Here is an 18,040-nt window from a genome sequence, read left to right on the forward strand (position 1 = left end):
CGAGTCACGGCTTGTAGCTTCATTTCCGCAGTAAATTTGGACAAAAAAACTGCACCTCCAATAGTTGTAGATAGTGTCTAACAATTGGGGTGCAGTTCATTATACTCGGGGTCTTCTTTTTATATCGTAATACCAAAGACGATTGGCATCCAGTAATAAACCGCTAATGTAATCACGATTACACTAACTGCGTTTAGCCAAACACCCGCTTTAGCCATATCGGCTACTTCCAGTTCACCCGCACTAAAAACAGCGGTATTCGGTGGAGTTGCAACAGGAAGCATATAACATGATCCCGCTGCTAAGGCAACAGCTGCCATCATAATTAAAGGATCGATCCCAATAGCAACACCTAAACCTGCTGAAATTGGTAAGACGAGGTTGGCAACAGCAGTATTTGACAGTATTTCTGTCATACCTAATACAATGACAACAAGTAGAAGAATAATGATAAACGGTGTATATGCTTCTAATCCTTGTAATGCTACGGCAATAAAGTCATTCACACCCGAATGCTCAAGACTTGACGCTAACGCTAAGCCACCACCGAACAAAATTAATACACCCCATGGTAGTTTCGCTAAATCTCCCCACTCTAAAATTCTCTCACCTTTTGTACTTGGTAAGAAGAATAAGAGGATAGCACCCATCATAGAAATGCTTGCGTCAGGCAATGAACCCAACCTTTCTAAGAATGATAGAAAACTTACTTGATCTGCAATCCAAGAAATAGCCGGCTTGCCGACCCATAAAGAAACCGTTAATAAGAAGACAGCAATAACAACCCACTCTTCGGTTTTTATCTTCCCAAGATTTCTTTTCTCTTCCTTAATAAAAGACACTTCTGTTTGGTTCTCAGCATTTACCTTAAATTTCATTTTTGTTAAATAGAAATATAAGAAAACAAACATGATAATCGCAACCGGACCTGCAAAGATTAACCATTGCAAAAAGGTGACCTCTACATCAAATTGAATCTTAGCAATACCTGCGAGTGCAGCATTTGGAACAGCCGCTACAAGCGTAGCTAAACCGCCAATTGTTGCTGTATAGGCAACAGCAAGTAAGATAGACTTAGCAAAAAAGTCAATATTTTGACCTTCTAAAATTTTCTTATCTCGCATTTCTGAAATTAAAGCTAATGCAACTGGTAACATCATTAATGCCGTCGCAGCATTCGAAATAAACATTGTTAACAATCCTGTGGCAAGCATAATACCGAGAATAATTTTATGGCTTGACGTTCCAATCATGTCAATAATATTGAGTGCAATCCTTCTGTGTAAATTCCATTTTTCAATGGCAATTGCCAAAATAAATCCACCCATATACATAAAAATAACGGATTCTCCGTAAGATCTTGAAACCACATCAATCGGGGCACCGCCAAATAACGGAATAAGAACTAACGGTAATAACGATGCAACCGCCATCGGTACCGCCTCTGTCACCCAATACGTACCAATCATCATAATACTAGCAATAACTACCCTTCCTTCATAACCAATCATATCACTTGGTAATAAAAAGAATACAATTAATGCAAGTATTGGACCGAGAAATAACCCAATCAATCTTCCTTTTGTATACCCTTGTTTTTTCACCTCATTCGCCAACTCATCTCACCTTCATTCCCCAAAAATAAATATTTCAAAATACTTTAACATATATATATTTAGAAAATATAGATATGTAAACGCATTCATATAAATACTATCACACTTTATTGCACCAACGTAATAATAAGATAATTCTAATAATAATTATTTTAGAAAACATTTTTCCTCTTGTGTTTTCATTTAGAATAAAAACACCGCAATGTATACCTTCACTTTTTTATTAAACTTGCTAAGAAAGAAAAAACCTGAACATACACAATTGGTTGTGTTTGTTCAGGTTTTATTTTACTTTGTTTCATTTAGAAAATAACTACTTTGAAACATACCAAAATTTATCGATAATCTCCTGTTGTTGAGTTGGTTTTTTATATTGTGTGAACAAACTAACAAGGACATAAAGTATAAAAGATAGAAACACTGGGACAACGACCGGGTGCACGCCTAATAAGTCCGGAAATAAACGGTCAATAATAATATAACTACTTACCCCTGTAATCATAGAAGCAAGAGCCCCATAGGCATTTCCTTTTTTCCAATAAAGCCCCATAATAATTGGCCAGATAAACGCTGCTTCTAATCCACCAAAAGCAAATAAATTAAGCCAGATAAGAAGATCAGGTGGCTCTATACTTACAATATACACTAGAATACCAATGATGGCTGTCACAGATAACGTCAACTTTTTAATAAACTGATCTGTTGCTTTACTGTTAATATAATTTATGTAAATATCTTTCACCAACGATGAACTGACAAGAAGTAACAATGCATTGACTGTTGAGATGACCGCTGCAATCGGAGCTGCCAACACAATCCCTGCTAACCATGAAGGTAAAATGGTTAGTGTCAATTGCGGCATCACCGTATCCCCGACTTCAATTCCAGGAATCACCACTCGTGCAAATACACCTGTAAGATGCATACCTAGCATAATAGCGCCTGTAACAAGTGTACCGATAATCATCGCCGTATGCATTGCCTTTGCGTTTTTGTAAGACATTGCTCTGACAGCAATTTGGGGCAAACCAACCACACCAACACCAACCAGAAGCCAAAAACTGGATACGTATAAAGGCGTTAATGAACCGTCTGCACCGAAGGGTGTAATCAAGTTAGGATTTTCTGCTGTTAATTTCTCGATAATATTCGGTACCCCACCACCAGCAATGATTGTTCCTACTAAAATAATAATTGTACCAATTAACATGATCATACCGAGAACTGTATCAGTGATGGCAACTGCACGAAAACCACCAATCACAACAAAAATAAGAACAGATAATGTAAAAATTAAAAGTGCTGATTGATACGACAATCCCATAAACGATTCTAATAATCGGCCACCACCAATCCACTGCGCAGACATGGAAGCGAATAAGAAAACAACTATACAAATTGACGATAAGATGACTACCCATTTACTTTGATAGCGTTCTCTTAAGAAGTCATTTAAAGTAACCGCTTTTGTCTTCCTAGAGATAATGGCAAACTTTTTACCTAAGATAGCGAGTGTAAAGTAGCCTGTTACCACTTGTGACATCGACAATAACACCCAGCCAAGACCCATATTATAAGCAATTCCAGGTCCACCGATGAAGCTTGACGCACTCCCATATGTAGCCACCATCGTCATCGCCAATAATAAGCCACCAAGATTTCTTCCACCTAGAAAATATTCTTGTAAAAAATCAGGTCCATGCTTTAAATATTTTGTTGCATAAATCCCAAAAAAGAATAGTGAACATAAAAAAATAATTAATGGTATAGCTACTCCCCAATTCATTGTTCTTCCTCCTCAAAAGGTACATCAGAGAACAAGAACTTAACAACCAACCAAACGATGACTGTAATAATTAGAAACCCTAACACACAGCTATAGAAAAACCACGAAGGTAATCCAAAGATATATTGATACTCTTCAACAGGCTTACTACCTAAGCCGTAGGCAAAAGAATACCATATGAAAAAGTTGATCATCGCAATACCGACACCGATAAGCGCTTCTCGATTAGCAACTTTATATCTTGGATCAAGCTTTTTTTGCTCCATCTTCTTCTCCCCCTTAATAAACCTTTCCCCTATCGTTCTATTCTAATATAAATGGCTATCAATGGACATGACCTAAATTGCTTCCTGTAATCAACCGTTTTTTTACATCTTTTAACATAGTGGGGTAACTACAATATATCCATCACAAAATTATTTTAACAGTAAAGGTGTTTTTGTCTACTCTTATGAAGTTTTTTAAATACAAGCTCAAAAGGCGCTTGTCATATGACAAAACGCCTTTTATATTACTCATCTTCATTGGTTTCGTTCGTCAATTGTTGGCGACTGACTGCACCACCGTTATATGCCTCCATTATTGAATCGCTAATAGATTGTTCTGCTTCATTTTCATCATACAATTGGTTCCATTCATTTCTTTCTTCTTTTTTCAAGATTGTTCACTCCTTTGTCATTATTTTTTCCTCATTATTGTTTGAAAAATGGCTACATTTATTCATAAAAAGGGTATGTATAATAATAGGTAAAGGAGGAGATTTAAATGAGTAAACATTATGCAAACATTTTAGTCGCAGTAGATGGTTCAGTAGAAGCAGATGAGGCATTTAATCAAGCAATTGAAATGGTGAAGGATAGTGGTGCCAATCTCATTTTAGCTCATGTTGTCGATACTCGTACCAATGCTATTGAAGCTTATGATCACTCTACTTCTGTTAGAGCTACAGAATTTGCTGAAAACTTAATGGCACGTTATAAGGAAGTTTGTACTCAAGCAAACGTTACTAAAGTAGAGTATATAATCGAATATGGATCTCCCAAAATAATCATAACCAAAGATATCGCGAAAACAAAGCCAATCGATCTTATTATATGTGGAGCAACGGGGCTGAATGCTGTCGAACGCTTCTTAATTGGTAGTGTATCAGAATATATTACACGCCACGCACCTTGTGATGTACTTGTGGTCAGACCGAATAAATCCGCAAAGCAAAAAAGTGGGGAGGCAAACGTGGCAGAGAAGCATTCCTAAAAAAAGCGAAGAAGAGCATGCGCATCTAGGCATGCTCTTCTTTATTTAACTTAGCTTTCGCTTTATCTATAGCGATTCTCACCTGGTCGAAGCCTGTTCCACCCGCGCTATTTCTTCTTTCAACAGCGGTATATGGATCAAGCACCTTATAAATATCAGCTTCAAATAAATCATTAACAGCTCTGTATTCCTCAAGTGATAAATCCATTAAGAAACAACCTTTTTGTACGCAAGTAAGCACGAGCTTACCTACGATTTCATGCGCTTCACGGAATGGTACACCTTTACTTGAAAGATAATCAGCTAGTTCAGTCGCATTAGAGAAATCATTCTTTGTCGCCTTCTCCATTTGTGTTGTCTTCACCTTCATTGTTTCAATCATTCCAACAAAGATTTTTAGAGAACCAACGACCGTTTTGACAGTATCAAACATGCCTTCCTTATCTTCTTGCATATCTTTGTTATAAGCAAGTGGTAAGCCTTTTAAAACAGTCAACATCCCCATAAGATTTCCGTATACTCGTCCCGTTTTACCGCGTATTAACTCAGCCATATCCGGGTTCTTCTTTTGCGGCATAATACTGCTTCCTGTTGCGAAACTATCATCTAATTCAATGAATTGAAATTCTTGACTTGACCAGAGAATCAATTCTTCACTTAATCGAGATAGATGCATCATCAGTGTTGAACTTGAAGATAAGAATTCCAAAATAAAATCACGATCACTCACAGCATCTAAGCTGTTTTCATAAATCCCTTCAAAACCAAGCAATTCGGCTGTTTGATAGCGATCAATCGGAAAAGTTGTTCCAGCCAATGCACCAGCTCCAAGTGGAGAAATGTTAATGCGTTTGAGGCTTTCTTGATAACGTTGTTTATCACGATCAAGCATCCAGAAGTATGCCATTAGGTGATGCGCAAATGAAATCGGTTGTGCTCTCTGTAAATGGGTATATCCTGGCATCACCGTTTCAACGTTCGCTTCCGCTTGTGTAAGTAATGCATTTTGCAGTTCTTCAACAAGCATAATAATGGTTTGAACCTGCTTCTTTAAATATAAATGCATATCAGTAGCAACTTGATCATTTCGGCTACGAGCTGTATGTAGCTTTCCGCCTACAGGACCGACAAGTTCAGTTAATGCACTTTCTAAGTTAAGGTGAATATCTTCAAGTTTAACTGAATACTCAATTTCTTCATTAGCAGCTTTTTCTTGTAATGTTTGCAAGCCAGATTTAATTTTTTCAGCATCCTCTTCGCTAATAATACCATTTGCAGAAAGCATTGTTACATGAGCAATGCTTCCTTGCAAATCTTCTTGTACTAGCTCCTGATCAAAGGAGATGGATGCGCCAAATTCATCGACCCATTCTTCAGCAGATTTGGTGAATCTGCCTCCCCAAAGCTTTTTCACACTGTCACCTTCTTGTTACCTTGCACCGCACTTTGTACTTTTGTTGGTAGACCCCATAACTTAATGAAACCGATCGCTGCGTTATGATCAAATTCATCATCAGAAGTGTATGTGGCAAGTTTTTCATCATATAGAGTATAAGGAGACTTTCTTCCTTCAACAATCGCATGGCCTTTAAATAATTTCACTCTTACTGTCCCTGTTACGTATTTTTGCGACTCTTTTAAGAATGCTTGGAGTGCTGTTCTTAATTGAGAGAACCACAGTCCGTTATAGATTAATTCAGCAACCTGCTTCTCAATAATTGGTTTAAAATGCGCTAATTCTTTCACAAGTGTTAAATCTTCCAGCTCTTTATGTGCTTTCATTAAAGTAGTAGCACCTGGCACTTCATAAATTTCACGAGATTTAATCCCTACTAAACGGTTCTCAACGTGGTCAATACGTCCCACACCATGTTTTCCAGCAATGTAATTTAACTCTGTAATTAGCTGAGAAAGCATATATGATTTCCCATTTAATGTCACAGGTACGCCTTCCTCAAAACCGATCTCAATGATTTCTGGTGTATCTGGCGTATTTTCGAGACTATTTGTTAAATCATATGCATCTTCTGGTGGTGCAGCCCAAGGATCTTCTAGAATTCCGCACTCATTACTTCTTCCCCATAAGTTCTGGTCAATAGAGTATGGAGAATCTAATTGAATCGGTACAGGAATACCATTTTCTTTTGCATAAGCAATTTCTTCTTCACGAGACCATTTCCAATCACGCACTGGTGCTAATACTTCTAAGTCAGGATTTAATCCCGCAATAGCCACTTCAAAACGGACCTGATCATTCCCTTTACCCGTACATCCGTGTGCAACTGCAACCGCACCTTCTTTTTCAGCTACTTCCACTAATTTTTTTGCAATCAACGGACGAGAAAGCGCTGATACTAATGGATATTTATTTTCATATAATGCATGTGCTTGTAAGGCTACAAGAGCAAATTCTTGCGCGAATTCCTCTCTTGCATCAATCACGTAAGAAGCAACCGCACCAACCTGAAGTGCTTTTTCTTTTACGAAATCAAGGTCTTTTCCTTCACCAACATCTAAACAACAAGCAACAACAGCGTAACCTTGATCTCCTAACCATTTAATTGCAACTGAAGTATCTAAACCGCCTGAATAGGCAAGAACAACTTTTGGATTTGACATTTTTATTTCCTCCTTGAAGTGGATACGTATAAATATTCAATAACTTATATTTTTATTCAACTGATTATGTTAATACTTTAACAACCTTTCCCTAAAATTGCAATAGGTTATCTACAATTTCTATAAAATATCCACAAATGCATAAATCCACATAAATATCCGTCCAACCGAAACAAGTGAAAGTGTAGAAAAGAGCAAAATTCCCAGCATATATTGCAAACCATTATAAAAAAAGATAAAAGCCTTATTGGCTTTTATCTTAGTTTCCTTACTCTTGTTTTTATTTATTTATAGCAATGATTGCTAAGAGATTATCGCCTTATAAATAAGGTCTATCACTTTCCCATAATTACTAATAACTGACTGATCGCCGGCAAAAACATTTGGATTCTTATAAGGATCGATTACATGTGAGTGTCTTTTATTTGTTAGTAAACATATGTCAAGTTGATTTTCCTTATCAATAACAGTCATCGTTCCTGTCCAGCCTGTATGACCAAGGACAGTGCTCGGTGCACTTTCACTAAAAAATTGATGCATATGATCGTCACTATTTATCCTCCAACCTAATGCAAAAGAAGAGTCAGGCGACGAAGGGGTTGTAAACTGATTGATGGTTGACTGATTAAAAAGTTCAAGATTCCCGTAGCCACCTCCATTTAACATCACTTGTAATAATACAGCCATTTCCCTCCCAGTAGAAAATAGGCCCGCGTGTCCTGATACACCTGCCATGCTATAAAACGCCTTTTCATCATGGACTTCTCCTTGTAATGTATGCTTCCTTATATGGGGAAAGGAAATAGCACCATCTCTTGTATTACCAAATAACTCAGTTGCGGCAAATTCATTTTGGCTTTCTCCTTTTTGTAGAGGGTTATACTTAGTATGAATAAGGCCAAGGGGTTTATATATTTCCTTTTCAACATAATCGTCTAATGATACACCTGTCACTTCTTCAATAATTATCCCTAATAACATATAATCAATATCACTATATATTTGTGCTGTATGGGGCGGATGCTTCAGTGGTGTAGCTATGACCATCTTTTTAGTTAACTCTCTATCTTGAGAATATAACACGCCCGCTTTTTTTGGATCGTGATAGTGAATACTGCTCGGTAGTCCAGCAGTATGCTGCAACAGATCGGTTACTGTTATCTTTGCTTTTCCTTTTATCTCGTCGTTATCACGATCTTTAAATGCTGGTAAATAATATTGGACAGATTGCTTCAAGTCAACCTTCCCTTGGGAAACTAACTGTTGCATAGCAAAATTTGTACTGAACATTTTTGTATTTGATGCGAGGTCAAAAATCGTTGTTGTTTTCATTTTTATTGGTTGCGACAATACGGAATGCCCATCATATCGTTTGGCGAATCCATACGCTGAATCCTTAATGATTTTTCCATCCTTAATGATTACTAAAACAGCACCAGGAAAACCACGGGATATTTCCGTTGTTATACATTCATCAACGACTTTTAAACGCTCACTACTGATACCCACATCTTCTGGCAGCCCAATTTGTAATTTTGTATAATAGTTTTTTTTTGCTTGCATGGTGTTTGTATTCGATTTAGCATTAGAGGGGGATGGAGAAAGGCAAAGCAGAATAAATAGAAGAATCCAAACGATATTTTTCAACACTTGCCATTCCTTTCTCATTATAATTACTTTACTATATTCACTTGGCCAAGCAAACGGAAGGGTATATAGCTATGATTTAAAAAAGAAGATACACTTATAAATAATATAAATATTAGCAGGGGGGGCAAACAATGCATCAGCATTTTACGTTTAACCAAAGATTATCTATCGATTTACCGACTATAAAAAAGGATTGGGAGGCATTTTCATCTATTGAGCAACAACAAATTTTAGTTCATTGGGAAACCATTCGTGGGAAAATTCCAGACCGTATAAAAAGTATAGAAGTCTTGATTAATAGCAAACAAGAAGAGCTCTCTAATGAAAGCGACTTTGAAACTTCTTGTAAACTCAATCACGAAATCGCCGAATTAGCCTCACAAATTAATGAATTATGGCTTTGGTTCCGAACAGGTCAAGATGTAACACTTAAAGGTCACTATTAATGAATAGGCCCGAACGTAAATGGTTCGGACTCATTCTCATTAAAATAAATCTTTACGCAATTCTTTCACGACATGACTGATCTCAGGTAATATCAATTTATTCATCGCTAATTTGACAGCACCAGAGGATCCAGGTGTACAAAACACCGCTTTATGCTTAATCACACCTGCTATTGCTCTGGACATAATGGCACTAGAACCGATATCCTCTGTATAACTCAGCATACGAAATAACTCACCGAAGCCGTCAATCTCTTTATCAAACAAACGTTGCACCGTTTCAATGGTGACATCACGTAGAGCAATGCCAGTACCACCATTCGTTAATATAATATCAACATCCTCTTGGTTATATCCAGCTCGTACACTTTGTTCAATTGCGACACTTTCGTCTTTGACAATTTCATAGGCATTGACTTTATGACCCGCTCGTTCAAGTAATGCGATCATTAATTGCCCACTTTTATCTGTTTCCTCATCTCTTGTATCACTTACTGTGATAACTTTACAGCCAACAGTTAACGAATCTTTCTTATGTTCCGTTACGCTCATCGTTTACAATCACCCTGACTTATTTAATAGATAGCGATACTGATAATACTTATGAGCAAAGTCCGTTACATTTCTCGTTAATTGGTAATTAGTACCCGCTCCTATTGCCATACTAATGACTGGTATTCCTTGTAACGTTTTTTTTCTAAGTAAAACAATCGCTACTGCTTTAAACATTTGTTTCATCGGTTGTTCTAACCATGTAATATCTGTTAATTCTTCTTTTCCCTCATAAAAATATAAATCGTCATGCTGCTCTAGGTCATTCATTAAGTCCTCCCAAGCTTCTCCTTGGATTCTCCTTGGTAAGGTAGCTGCATGAAAGACTTTTAATGAACTCATCATTTCAAATGGTGTATTGACTTCGACGCCATAAGTCATGGCAATTAACTGCACGACTCTTAAATTAATGACAGCCATTGCCGGAATATCACTCCCTAGCATCATAAGCCCGCCAGTTCCTGTTGCACCACCTTGTGCTAAAGAATACATTCGATGCCTAGCAATTTGCTGTTTAGCTATGTATGATAATTGATCAATCGTCAAAGCATTCATATCATGTAATGTATCAATATCTTTTTGAAAAATCCTCCCTGAAGACAGAATTCTTTCTTTTGCATCAAGCTGTAATTGTGATCCTTGAATGAGTGCATGTAAATGAAACATCCAACTATCCATCATAGAAAACACTTGCTTTTGAACATTCTCTGGTAATAATGCAAAAGAGTATTCTAAATAATGTTCATATGAACGCTCGATATCATTCGCTTCGTAGCTATATAATTGATTTTCCCATTCACGGATTTCGTTAAGTACCATTTGTTCACGTGCAGATAATGGCATCTCCTTATCCTCCATTCGCTACTATATTTTGTTAATAGTATAGCAAATTAACTGATAATAAGCACGTTGCTCTTATGATCAAAACTTACTATTCTTTTTACTAATACCATTATTTGTTTATGACTATAAGATTCTTTAGTGAATGATCGCTGTTAGTCAGACGAATAAGATTTTCTAGGCTAACAAGGCGATTTTCTAATGGTAAATAGAGAATCATCCTGTGCAATCTTTCATCGTTTACTCTCTGTTTATATAAAATGATATTTCCTTACCCATTTGCTTATAAAAAAATAAAAACCGACTCCACCAAAAAGGCGAGTCGGAGCAAATGTTAATTCCATTATGATATTAATTCAATCGTATCTCTTGCAATCATTACTTCTTCGTTTGTAGGAATGATGATGACTTTTACCGGACTATGCGGATAATTTATAAACGCCTCACGACCCCGGACTTTATTAAGAGCAGGGTCCCAATAAACACCCATAAACTCTAGTCCCCTTAATACTCTTTCTCTTACAACGTCACTGTTTTCACCGATACCTGCAGTAAAGATTATAGCATCGACACCATACATTTTCGCTGCATATGAACCGATATATTTGTGAATATGGTTTGCGAATATTTCTAATGCTAATTCAGCTCGATCATTGCCCTCTTCCGCTGCCATCTCAATATCTCTTAAATCACTTGAAAAACCAGTAACACCAAGCATGCCACTTTGTTTATTTAATACATCTAACACTTCATCTGCTGACTTTTCGGTTTTTTGCATGATAAAGGGAATGAGGGCAGGGTCAATATCTCCTGATCTTGTTCCCATAGTTACGCCAGCTAATGGCGTAAAGCCCATGGATGTATCGATAGATTTTCCACCTTCAATCGCTGCAATACTCGCACCATTACCTAAGTGGCAAGAAATTAATCGTAATTGCTCAAGTGGTCTCCCTAACAATTCAGCTGCCCGTTCCGATACATATTTATGTGACGTTCCGTGGAATCCATACTTTCTTATACCATACTCAGTATAATAACTATACGGCAGACTGTATAAATAAGAGCTTTCCGGCATTGATTGATGGAAGGCTGTATCAAAAACCGCTACTGCTGGAACATCTGGTAAGACACGTTTGAATGCTAAAATCCCCGTTAAATTTGCAGGATTATGTAGCGGAGCTAAATCCGATAGTTTACTGATTTTATCCATCACTTCATCTGTAATCAACACAGATTGCGAAAAATCTTCTCCACCGTGGACCACACGATGACCTACACCAACGATTTCATCAAGTTCAGCAATAATTTCATGTGCTGTTAACTCATTTAAAAGCAATTGCACAGCTACTTCATGATTGGGAATCTCTAGTTCTTTTGTTCTTTTTTCACCTTTCACTACTATTGTAAAAACCGCATGTGCTAATCCAATTCTTTCTACTATTCCTTTTGTAATTACTTTTTCTTCTGGCATATCGAATAATTGAAATTTCAAAGAAGAACTACCTGCATTAATGGCAATAATTTTTGTCAAATGATTCACTTCCTTATATCTAATATCTCCTACCCTATTTATAAAATCATCGTTTATTGATTGAATTATATCTCATCAAAAATTCATTTAAACATGAGATTCATCATATTTCAAGAAATAATAACAGGAAATAGAAAATAGTTAAATTCGGAATATTGTTTTACATAAAAATAAGACTTCATTATTACATGTCTGAATAATTATAATCGTATACTAATGAAGTTTATAATCTGCAAAAATGAAAAAGGACCTCGGTATTTTTTACCGAAATCCTTTCATCATCATTAGGAACCTTTGTTTTCTCTAATCCAATTACTCACTTTTGTTAAGACACGATCAACGTCATCTGCTTTTGACAAGGATGGCAAATTAACAAGTAATGATTCTTTTGGAGGTTTGACAGCTTCACCTTTTTTCTGAAGGATAAATATACTTTTAGCTGCTTGTTCATTTTTGAATAAATTCAATGGTAAATGTAATAACCCTTGAATAATTGCGTACTTCTTTAAAAAGTCATGTAACTTTGGTGCTTGTGGACTTTCAAACAGACCGTTAGGAATTAATAAGAACAGAAATCCGCCCTCTTTTACATGTTTAAAGCTTTGTTCTATAAATAAGTGATGGGCATAAGCATGACCTTCATCAGCTTTAAGCTCATAATCTTGCGCGCGTAAATCGTTTGGATAATAGCCAACTGGTAAATCACTTACAACCACATCTACTTCATTAATGAATAATGGCTCTAAGCTATCTTGATTGTAGAAGCGGATAGGATGCTCCTGCCAGTTCGCATTCACATAAGCAAGTTTAATTAAGAGATCATCAATTTCCACACCTGTTGCTTCTACCATTTTACCAGATTGTGCATTCATCACTGTTGTGATGAGGTTACCGGTTCCAACCGCTGGATCTAATAAGGAGAAAGAAGATTGATCAATAAACTTATTAACTAAATAACCCATTAACAATCCAATAGAATCTGGTGTCATTTGATGGTTAGGTTGAACATTTTCTTTCATGCCTTTAAGAATAGCCAGTTGAAATCCCTTTCTTAAATCTTCTTTTTCAAATTTACTTATATGAAAGGATTCATAACTTTTCTCAAGACGCTTAGTTGTCAGTTCGCTTAGTTTCTCTTGAAGTATTGCTCCTTGAAATACATTTTCTCCCGTTTCTGCTAATGCCTCAAGATATGTAACATTTAATTCTTCCTTCAATAACTCAGCCGTTTCATTTAATAATGTAAACACTTCTTCCACCGGCAAAACTTTCATTGTTCATCATCGCTCCCGTTCCTATACTCTATCTCCTTATTGTACCTAGCTTTATAACCATTCACAAGTAATGAAGTTTATTTCATATTTTCTAACAAATTGATTTCAATAAAAAACGAAGTAAAACATATCATGTATAGCTTTTTACTGGGGGAGAGGTGCAAAGAGACAACTGATAGGACAACGAATTGGTGAGAGAAGGATTGTACTAAAAAGCACAAGCAACTTCTGAAAATGATTCAGAAACTGCTCGTGCTTATTATTTATCCTACTTACTTTGCTGATTTTGCTGCTTCAATTGCCGCTTCATAGTTTGGATGATCTGTTCCTTCTCCAACATATTCTACATAAACCACTTGGTCATTAGAATCTACAACAAATACCGAACGAGCTAACAAACGAAGCTCTTGCATTACAACACCATACGCTTCACCAAAAGATAAATCTCTATGATCTGAAAGAGTTTGCACATTTTCTAATCCGGAAGCAGCACACCAGCGTTTTTGAGCAAATGGAAGGTCCACACTAACGGTTAATACCTCTACATTATCTAGTCCAGATGCTTCTTCATTAAACTTTCTTGTTTGTGCATCACAAACGCCTGTATCAACTGAAGGAACCACACTAATTAAACGGATCTTCCCTTTTGTATTAGCTAGAGTAACTTCAGATAAATCATTGGCTAAGACAGAGAACTGAGGCGCCTGATCCCCAACTTTCACTTCACTTCCTAGCAGTGTAACAGGATTCCCTTTAAATGTAACTGATGCCATCATTACTTCCTCCTTTATTTATAAGTATGTACGTTTAAATGATAGCTTTTCAGAATCTTTTTTGCAATTGAAATGAATCCAATGAAAAAAAAGACAGGCACAAAGAAAAATCCGAACGATTCAAACCTCCTACAGTCGAATTTGAATATTGTTCAGATTTTTAATTGAGAAACATATTTGTTTAAAAGTCTAGATTATTTTTCTCATGATGCTCTTTCTCATTAGATGATTCTTCTTTATGGTCCTTTTTATTAAATAAATGTTGGATTTTATCTACTGCTTGAGGTGCTAAATCTAAGATCTTTTCATATAGATGAGTGCTCTCATCTAAGTGAACCATTTTTACTTCATGAGAGTTAACGATAAGAAATGCGATTGGTGTGATAGAAACACCTCCACCGCTACCTCCACCAAAAGGATGACCCTTGGATTCACCATTATTGCTATCTTTTTTGCTTGCATCCATCATAAACTCCGAGCCTCCAGCAGCAAAACCAAAGCCCACTTTTGAAACTGTAATAATCACACTGCCATCGGGTGTTTCTACTGGGTCACCAATTATCGTATTTACATCTACCATTTCTTTCAGGTTTTCCATTGCAGTTGTCATCAAGCCTTGTATTGGATGATCAGACATTCTCAATCGCCCCTTCTCATCTAGTATGTTTTAGGTTTATCACCTGATAAAACAGAAAGCTGACTCGTCTTAAAATGAGCTTTGCCACCTTTCCAAAATTTAATCAGTTTAAATCCTGCAAGCATAGCATGCCCGATACGAAATTGAATCATACATATAAAAGAGGTTTGGGCAACCGCAAATTGAAACTGTGGAGAAATAGCAATATCCGGTCTTGTCTTTAATTTCATATAATGGCTTAACACACCAATTATACTTCCTTTCACAGACCAAAACCCACCAGTTAAGACACCCGTTACCGCTGCATTACCTACACCAATAACTGTATGCCAACGCAGCTGACGAACAATGACCTTACTCATGAAATGACGAATAATATGATACAGAGAAACAACATGCTTTAAGAGCTCATCCATATCCTTAAAACTATTTAACAAATCTTCTGCAGTTATATTCTTCGAGTCCTCTTTCGTCTCTCCTCCTGATGCTGTTTTTTCTTCCTTTATTTTAATTTCAGCATTTTGCGGGTCAACTTCCATCAAAGGTATATCAATTGTATACTTAAGCCATTTCCAAAATTTTAACTTTATACTGAGGTGACTTTGTTTATCATAATGATAAAAGTGAACAGTAATGGAGAGTTTTGAAAATAATATAACTAAAATAAGAAGTAAAAATAAAAGAATAAGACCAGCAATTATGATGAACCAAACCATATGAGCACCCCTGCCTTTCAAGCAATTAGTATGGTCATTTTTACCTTTTGTTAAACTTTCCTAAATTAACATCTGGAAATTTTATTGCTCATTTGGTACCAATTAGCTTCGCAAAAGGTTAACTCTACTTTCTTCTATGATTATTCTTATAGACCACTTTGGGTTGGTACAGCACCTGATACAGGTATTAAAATAATTAACATAGTAAAAAATTCAACAAGAGTTAATTATCAACTAAAACATGATGTAGGAATACCTTTCGGAGATGCCCTTTCACCAGATATTACTTACATATTAAGCCACAGTATTTAAAAATAGTAGTTACAATATAACCGGTCAACATGATCAAGCTCCGTCCCATGAAATGTATATTTTTATACCAAACTCTGATGTTTCTAATAGAATTCATGCTTTTGCAAATAAAGGGTTCAAGTATTTATGGCCATATGAACCAAATCACAGGTTTAATTCATCATATTAACAATAATAACGATAAAAAAAGAAAAAGCCTTATTACATTAATTAGTAAAAAGGCTTTTTCTTTTTGAAAAACAATTACTACCCTTGGTGTAGAAATATACCATGATCTTATTTTTTAAAGCTTTTACTATTTATAGTCCTCAAGATTTCGTCAACAATAAAGAATAAAACTGATATCATTATTGAAAATAAGGTGAAAAACCATAATAAAAAAAAAGGGATAATTCCTAATAGAAGATGGAACGCAAACGTAAAGAAAAAACGTGCTTCTTTAGATTTCTTTAATATTTTTTCTATGACAATCGATAAAGGTAAACCATAAAGAAAAATTCCAGCTCCAATATAAATAGAGTAAATTATAAAGTCATCAAAAAAATTGAAAAAATCGCGTGGTTCATTATTTTCACCTAATAAAATATCAATCGGAACAAATAGAGTAATTATTAAGGTAGATATAAAAAATGTTAATAGTGAGGTGACTAATTTTCTTTTTATCATTCTTTCACACTCCTTCAAAAAGATAATTATAGCACTAATGGATATTATTGGTTATTTTTTTATGGTGTAAAAAGGGAAAATACAAAGAAAGAAGCATTACAAAAAGCATTTGAAGGAATGAAAGCCCACCTTTATTGAGTAAGATAATTTCACGAGTAAGCAGGTTAATTCAACAAGGATTTCTCTGAAATTATATGGAATATATTATTGATTTGATTTTAGGGGGGAGAAACAAATGGAGATTAGAAAAGCAACTTCAAATGATATAAAAGAATTAGCATCATTAATGGAACAACTTGGTTATCAGACCTCAATAGAGCAAATGAGGGTTAGGTTTAATAATATTGAAGCTACTACAAACCATTATACTTTAGTTGCAATCTATAAAGAAAAAATTGTTGGAATGGTTGGATTTCATACTGGTGTCCTTTATAACAAAGATGGTATATACGCTCGTGTAATTGCTTTTGTAGTGGATTCCAAATTTAGAAATAAAGGAATAGGAAGGCGTTTATTAACTGAAGCCGAAAGCATTGCAATAAATTCAGGTGCTGATGGGATTGGTTTAAATAGTGGAAATCGTACAGAACGAGATAATGCACATCAATTTTATAAAAATATGGGATATGAAGCAAAAAGCATAGGATTTGTAAAGGCTCTTATTTAACTAACTAACGGAGCTTTAGTTAAATAGCCCCATATTGGTCTTGCCCCTGTCAAGTAGACAATATAAAAAGCTAAACAGTGAGCTTGGGTTAATTACATACACTGATTATTTCACATAACAAAAAAGCCATCCCTTAAAGGAATGACTTTTATATGCCTAGCTATTCAATTATCTCTCATGGACAACTGTTGTATCAGCAAACAGGTCATGTATGCCCTTCTTTTTTGGATGAAAGGCAACGACAAGGTAAGGAAGCATCATCACTGTACCTGAAATGAAGCGACCAATCCACTCTCTAAAAAGAATCGTTCCCCAGGAAAGCTTGCCTCCGTCTATTTGAATGACTCTTAAACCGAATACCATTTTTCCTAAAGTTTGCCCGAGGTATTTCGTCATAAGAACAAAATACAAATAGAAGGTCAACGCGGTTGCAATGGCGACAGCAGAAAAGTAAGATGAGTTATTTAAAGAAACATCTAACGCTCTAAAAACAGGGTAAATAAGGATACCATTAATGCTACCAATAATGATCCAATCTAATAAATACGCCCAAAACCTCATCCAAAACCCCGCTAACCGATATTCTTCAGTCATTGTTATCAATTGCCCAGGTTGTTCGGAAAGCACCGCTTCTTCAGAACCTTCTTGTTGGAACAATTCCTTATTTTTTGGTTCGTCTTGATTATGCATCCTAAAGCGCC

General features: G+C 35.9%; 20 protein-coding genes. 4 read left to right on the forward strand and 16 right to left on the reverse strand.

The window, feature by feature from the left end:
* Window positions 1-119 precede the first annotated feature (119 nt).
* The 4 genes from U9M49_RS18115 to U9M49_RS18130 form a co-directional block, all read right to left on the reverse strand.
* Window positions 120-1,616 (reverse strand): SLC13 family permease, encoded by a 1,497-nt coding sequence (locus U9M49_RS18115; protein WP_322910337.1) that lies wholly within the window; start codon window positions 1,614-1,616, stop codon window positions 120-122.
* 313 nt (window positions 1,617-1,929) lie between these two features.
* Window positions 1,930-3,402, reverse strand: a complete 1,473-nt coding sequence (panF, locus tag U9M49_RS18120; RefSeq protein ID WP_095372291.1) for a sodium/pantothenate symporter — start codon at window positions 3,400-3,402, stop codon at window positions 1,930-1,932.
* Complete coding sequence (locus U9M49_RS18125; RefSeq protein WP_095372290.1) at window positions 3,399-3,668, reverse strand: YhdT family protein; 270 nt, start codon at window positions 3,666-3,668, stop codon at window positions 3,399-3,401. The genes panF and U9M49_RS18125 overlap by 4 nt, the downstream gene beginning before the upstream one ends.
* Window positions 3,669-3,913: 245 nt before the next feature.
* Entirely contained in the window at window positions 3,914-4,060 is a 147-nt protein-coding gene (locus U9M49_RS18130) for a hypothetical protein (RefSeq protein WP_322910338.1), read from the reverse strand.
* A 107-nt stretch (window positions 4,061-4,167) separates the two neighbouring features.
* Between U9M49_RS18130 and U9M49_RS18135 the strand changes: the two genes are divergently transcribed.
* Window positions 4,168-4,656 carry a universal stress protein gene (locus U9M49_RS18135; protein WP_251162575.1) on the forward strand — a complete coding sequence of 163 codons (489 nt, stop codon included), beginning with the start codon at window positions 4,168-4,170 and terminating at the stop codon, window positions 4,654-4,656.
* Between the two features lie 25 nt (window positions 4,657-4,681).
* Here U9M49_RS18135 and argH read toward each other — a convergent pair whose 3' ends face one another.
* From argH to pbp4b, 3 genes are all read right to left on the reverse strand, one after another.
* Complete coding sequence (argH, locus tag U9M49_RS18140) at window positions 4,682-6,070, reverse strand: argininosuccinate lyase (protein ID WP_307319277.1); 1,389 nt, start codon at window positions 6,068-6,070, stop codon at window positions 4,682-4,684.
* Complete coding sequence (locus tag U9M49_RS18145; RefSeq protein ID WP_095372287.1) at window positions 6,067-7,275, reverse strand: argininosuccinate synthase; 1,209 nt, start codon at window positions 7,273-7,275, stop codon at window positions 6,067-6,069. Before U9M49_RS18145 ends, argH begins: the two co-directional genes overlap by 4 nt.
* A 303-nt stretch (window positions 7,276-7,578) precedes the next feature.
* Window positions 7,579-8,922 carry a penicillin binding protein PBP4B gene (gene pbp4b / locus U9M49_RS18150; RefSeq protein ID WP_416337109.1) on the reverse strand — a complete coding sequence of 448 codons (1,344 nt, stop codon included), beginning with the start codon at window positions 8,920-8,922 and terminating at the stop codon, window positions 7,579-7,581.
* Window positions 8,923-9,056: 134 nt separating this feature from the next.
* Here pbp4b and U9M49_RS18155 point away from each other — a divergent pair, with 134 nt between their 5' ends.
* A complete protein-coding gene (locus tag U9M49_RS18155) occupies window positions 9,057-9,371 on the forward strand; it encodes a hypothetical protein (RefSeq protein WP_322910339.1) in 315 nt (104 codons plus the stop codon).
* Window positions 9,372-9,410: 39 nt separating this feature from the next.
* Here the strand turns inward: U9M49_RS18155 and U9M49_RS18160 are convergent, their stop codons facing one another.
* The 7 genes from U9M49_RS18160 to U9M49_RS18190 all read right to left on the reverse strand — a co-directional run bounded on the left by U9M49_RS18160 (window position 9,411) and on the right by U9M49_RS18190 (window position 15,694).
* A complete protein-coding gene (locus tag U9M49_RS18160; protein WP_095372284.1) occupies window positions 9,411-9,923 on the reverse strand; it encodes a MogA/MoaB family molybdenum cofactor biosynthesis protein in 513 nt (170 codons plus the stop codon).
* 9 nt (window positions 9,924-9,932) lie between these two features.
* Window positions 9,933-10,766 (reverse strand): EcsC family protein, encoded by an 834-nt coding sequence (locus tag U9M49_RS18165; protein ID WP_095372283.1) that lies wholly within the window; start codon window positions 10,764-10,766, stop codon window positions 9,933-9,935.
* A 340-nt stretch (window positions 10,767-11,106) separates the two neighbouring features.
* Window positions 11,107-12,294 carry an acetate kinase gene (locus tag U9M49_RS18170; RefSeq protein WP_095372282.1) on the reverse strand — a complete coding sequence of 396 codons (1,188 nt, stop codon included), beginning with the start codon at window positions 12,292-12,294 and terminating at the stop codon, window positions 11,107-11,109.
* 284 nt (window positions 12,295-12,578) lie between these two features.
* Window positions 12,579-13,568 carry a class I SAM-dependent methyltransferase gene (locus U9M49_RS18175; protein ID WP_307319286.1) on the reverse strand — a complete coding sequence of 330 codons (990 nt, stop codon included), beginning with the start codon at window positions 13,566-13,568 and terminating at the stop codon, window positions 12,579-12,581.
* Window positions 13,569-13,840: 272 nt separating this feature from the next.
* Window positions 13,841-14,341 (reverse strand): thiol peroxidase, encoded by a 501-nt coding sequence (gene tpx / locus U9M49_RS18180; protein ID WP_095372280.1) that lies wholly within the window; start codon window positions 14,339-14,341, stop codon window positions 13,841-13,843.
* A 181-nt stretch (window positions 14,342-14,522) separates the two neighbouring features.
* The gene (gene ytfJ, locus U9M49_RS18185) at window positions 14,523-14,978 is read right to left on the reverse strand and encodes a GerW family sporulation protein (protein ID WP_095372279.1); all 456 of its coding nucleotides are present in this window, start codon (window positions 14,976-14,978) and stop codon (window positions 14,523-14,525) included.
* A 20-nt stretch (window positions 14,979-14,998) separates the two neighbouring features.
* The gene (locus tag U9M49_RS18190; RefSeq protein WP_095372278.1) at window positions 14,999-15,694 is read right to left on the reverse strand and encodes a DUF2953 domain-containing protein; all 696 of its coding nucleotides are present in this window, start codon (window positions 15,692-15,694) and stop codon (window positions 14,999-15,001) included.
* 84 nt (window positions 15,695-15,778) lie between these two features.
* Here U9M49_RS18190 and U9M49_RS18195 point away from each other — a divergent pair, with 84 nt between their 5' ends.
* The gene (locus tag U9M49_RS18195) at window positions 15,779-16,006 is read left to right on the forward strand and encodes a hypothetical protein (protein WP_322910340.1); all 228 of its coding nucleotides are present in this window, start codon (window positions 15,779-15,781) and stop codon (window positions 16,004-16,006) included.
* Window positions 16,007-16,282: 276 nt separating this feature from the next.
* On the opposite strand, the gene U9M49_RS18200 is transcribed toward U9M49_RS18195, so the two are convergent.
* Entirely contained in the window at window positions 16,283-16,672 is a 390-nt protein-coding gene (locus U9M49_RS18200) for a hypothetical protein (RefSeq protein ID WP_307319567.1), read from the reverse strand.
* A gap of 235 nt (window positions 16,673-16,907) precedes the next feature.
* On the opposite strand from U9M49_RS18200, the gene U9M49_RS18205 reads away from it, so the two are divergent.
* Window positions 16,908-17,339, forward strand: coding sequence for a GNAT family N-acetyltransferase (locus tag U9M49_RS18205; RefSeq protein WP_307319564.1), 432 nt, complete (start codon window positions 16,908-16,910; stop codon window positions 17,337-17,339).
* A gap of 168 nt (window positions 17,340-17,507) precedes the next feature.
* Here the strand turns inward: U9M49_RS18205 and U9M49_RS18210 are convergent, their stop codons facing one another.
* Window positions 17,508-18,029, reverse strand: coding sequence for an RDD family protein (locus U9M49_RS18210; protein ID WP_095372277.1), 522 nt, complete (start codon window positions 18,027-18,029; stop codon window positions 17,508-17,510).
* Window positions 18,030-18,040 lie beyond the last annotated feature (11 nt).

The sequence above is a fragment of the Cytobacillus sp. OWB-43 genome (assembly GCF_034651445.1).
In the GTDB taxonomy this organism is placed as follows: Bacteria; Bacillota; Bacilli; order Bacillales; family Cytobacillaceae; genus Cytobacillus; species Cytobacillus kochii.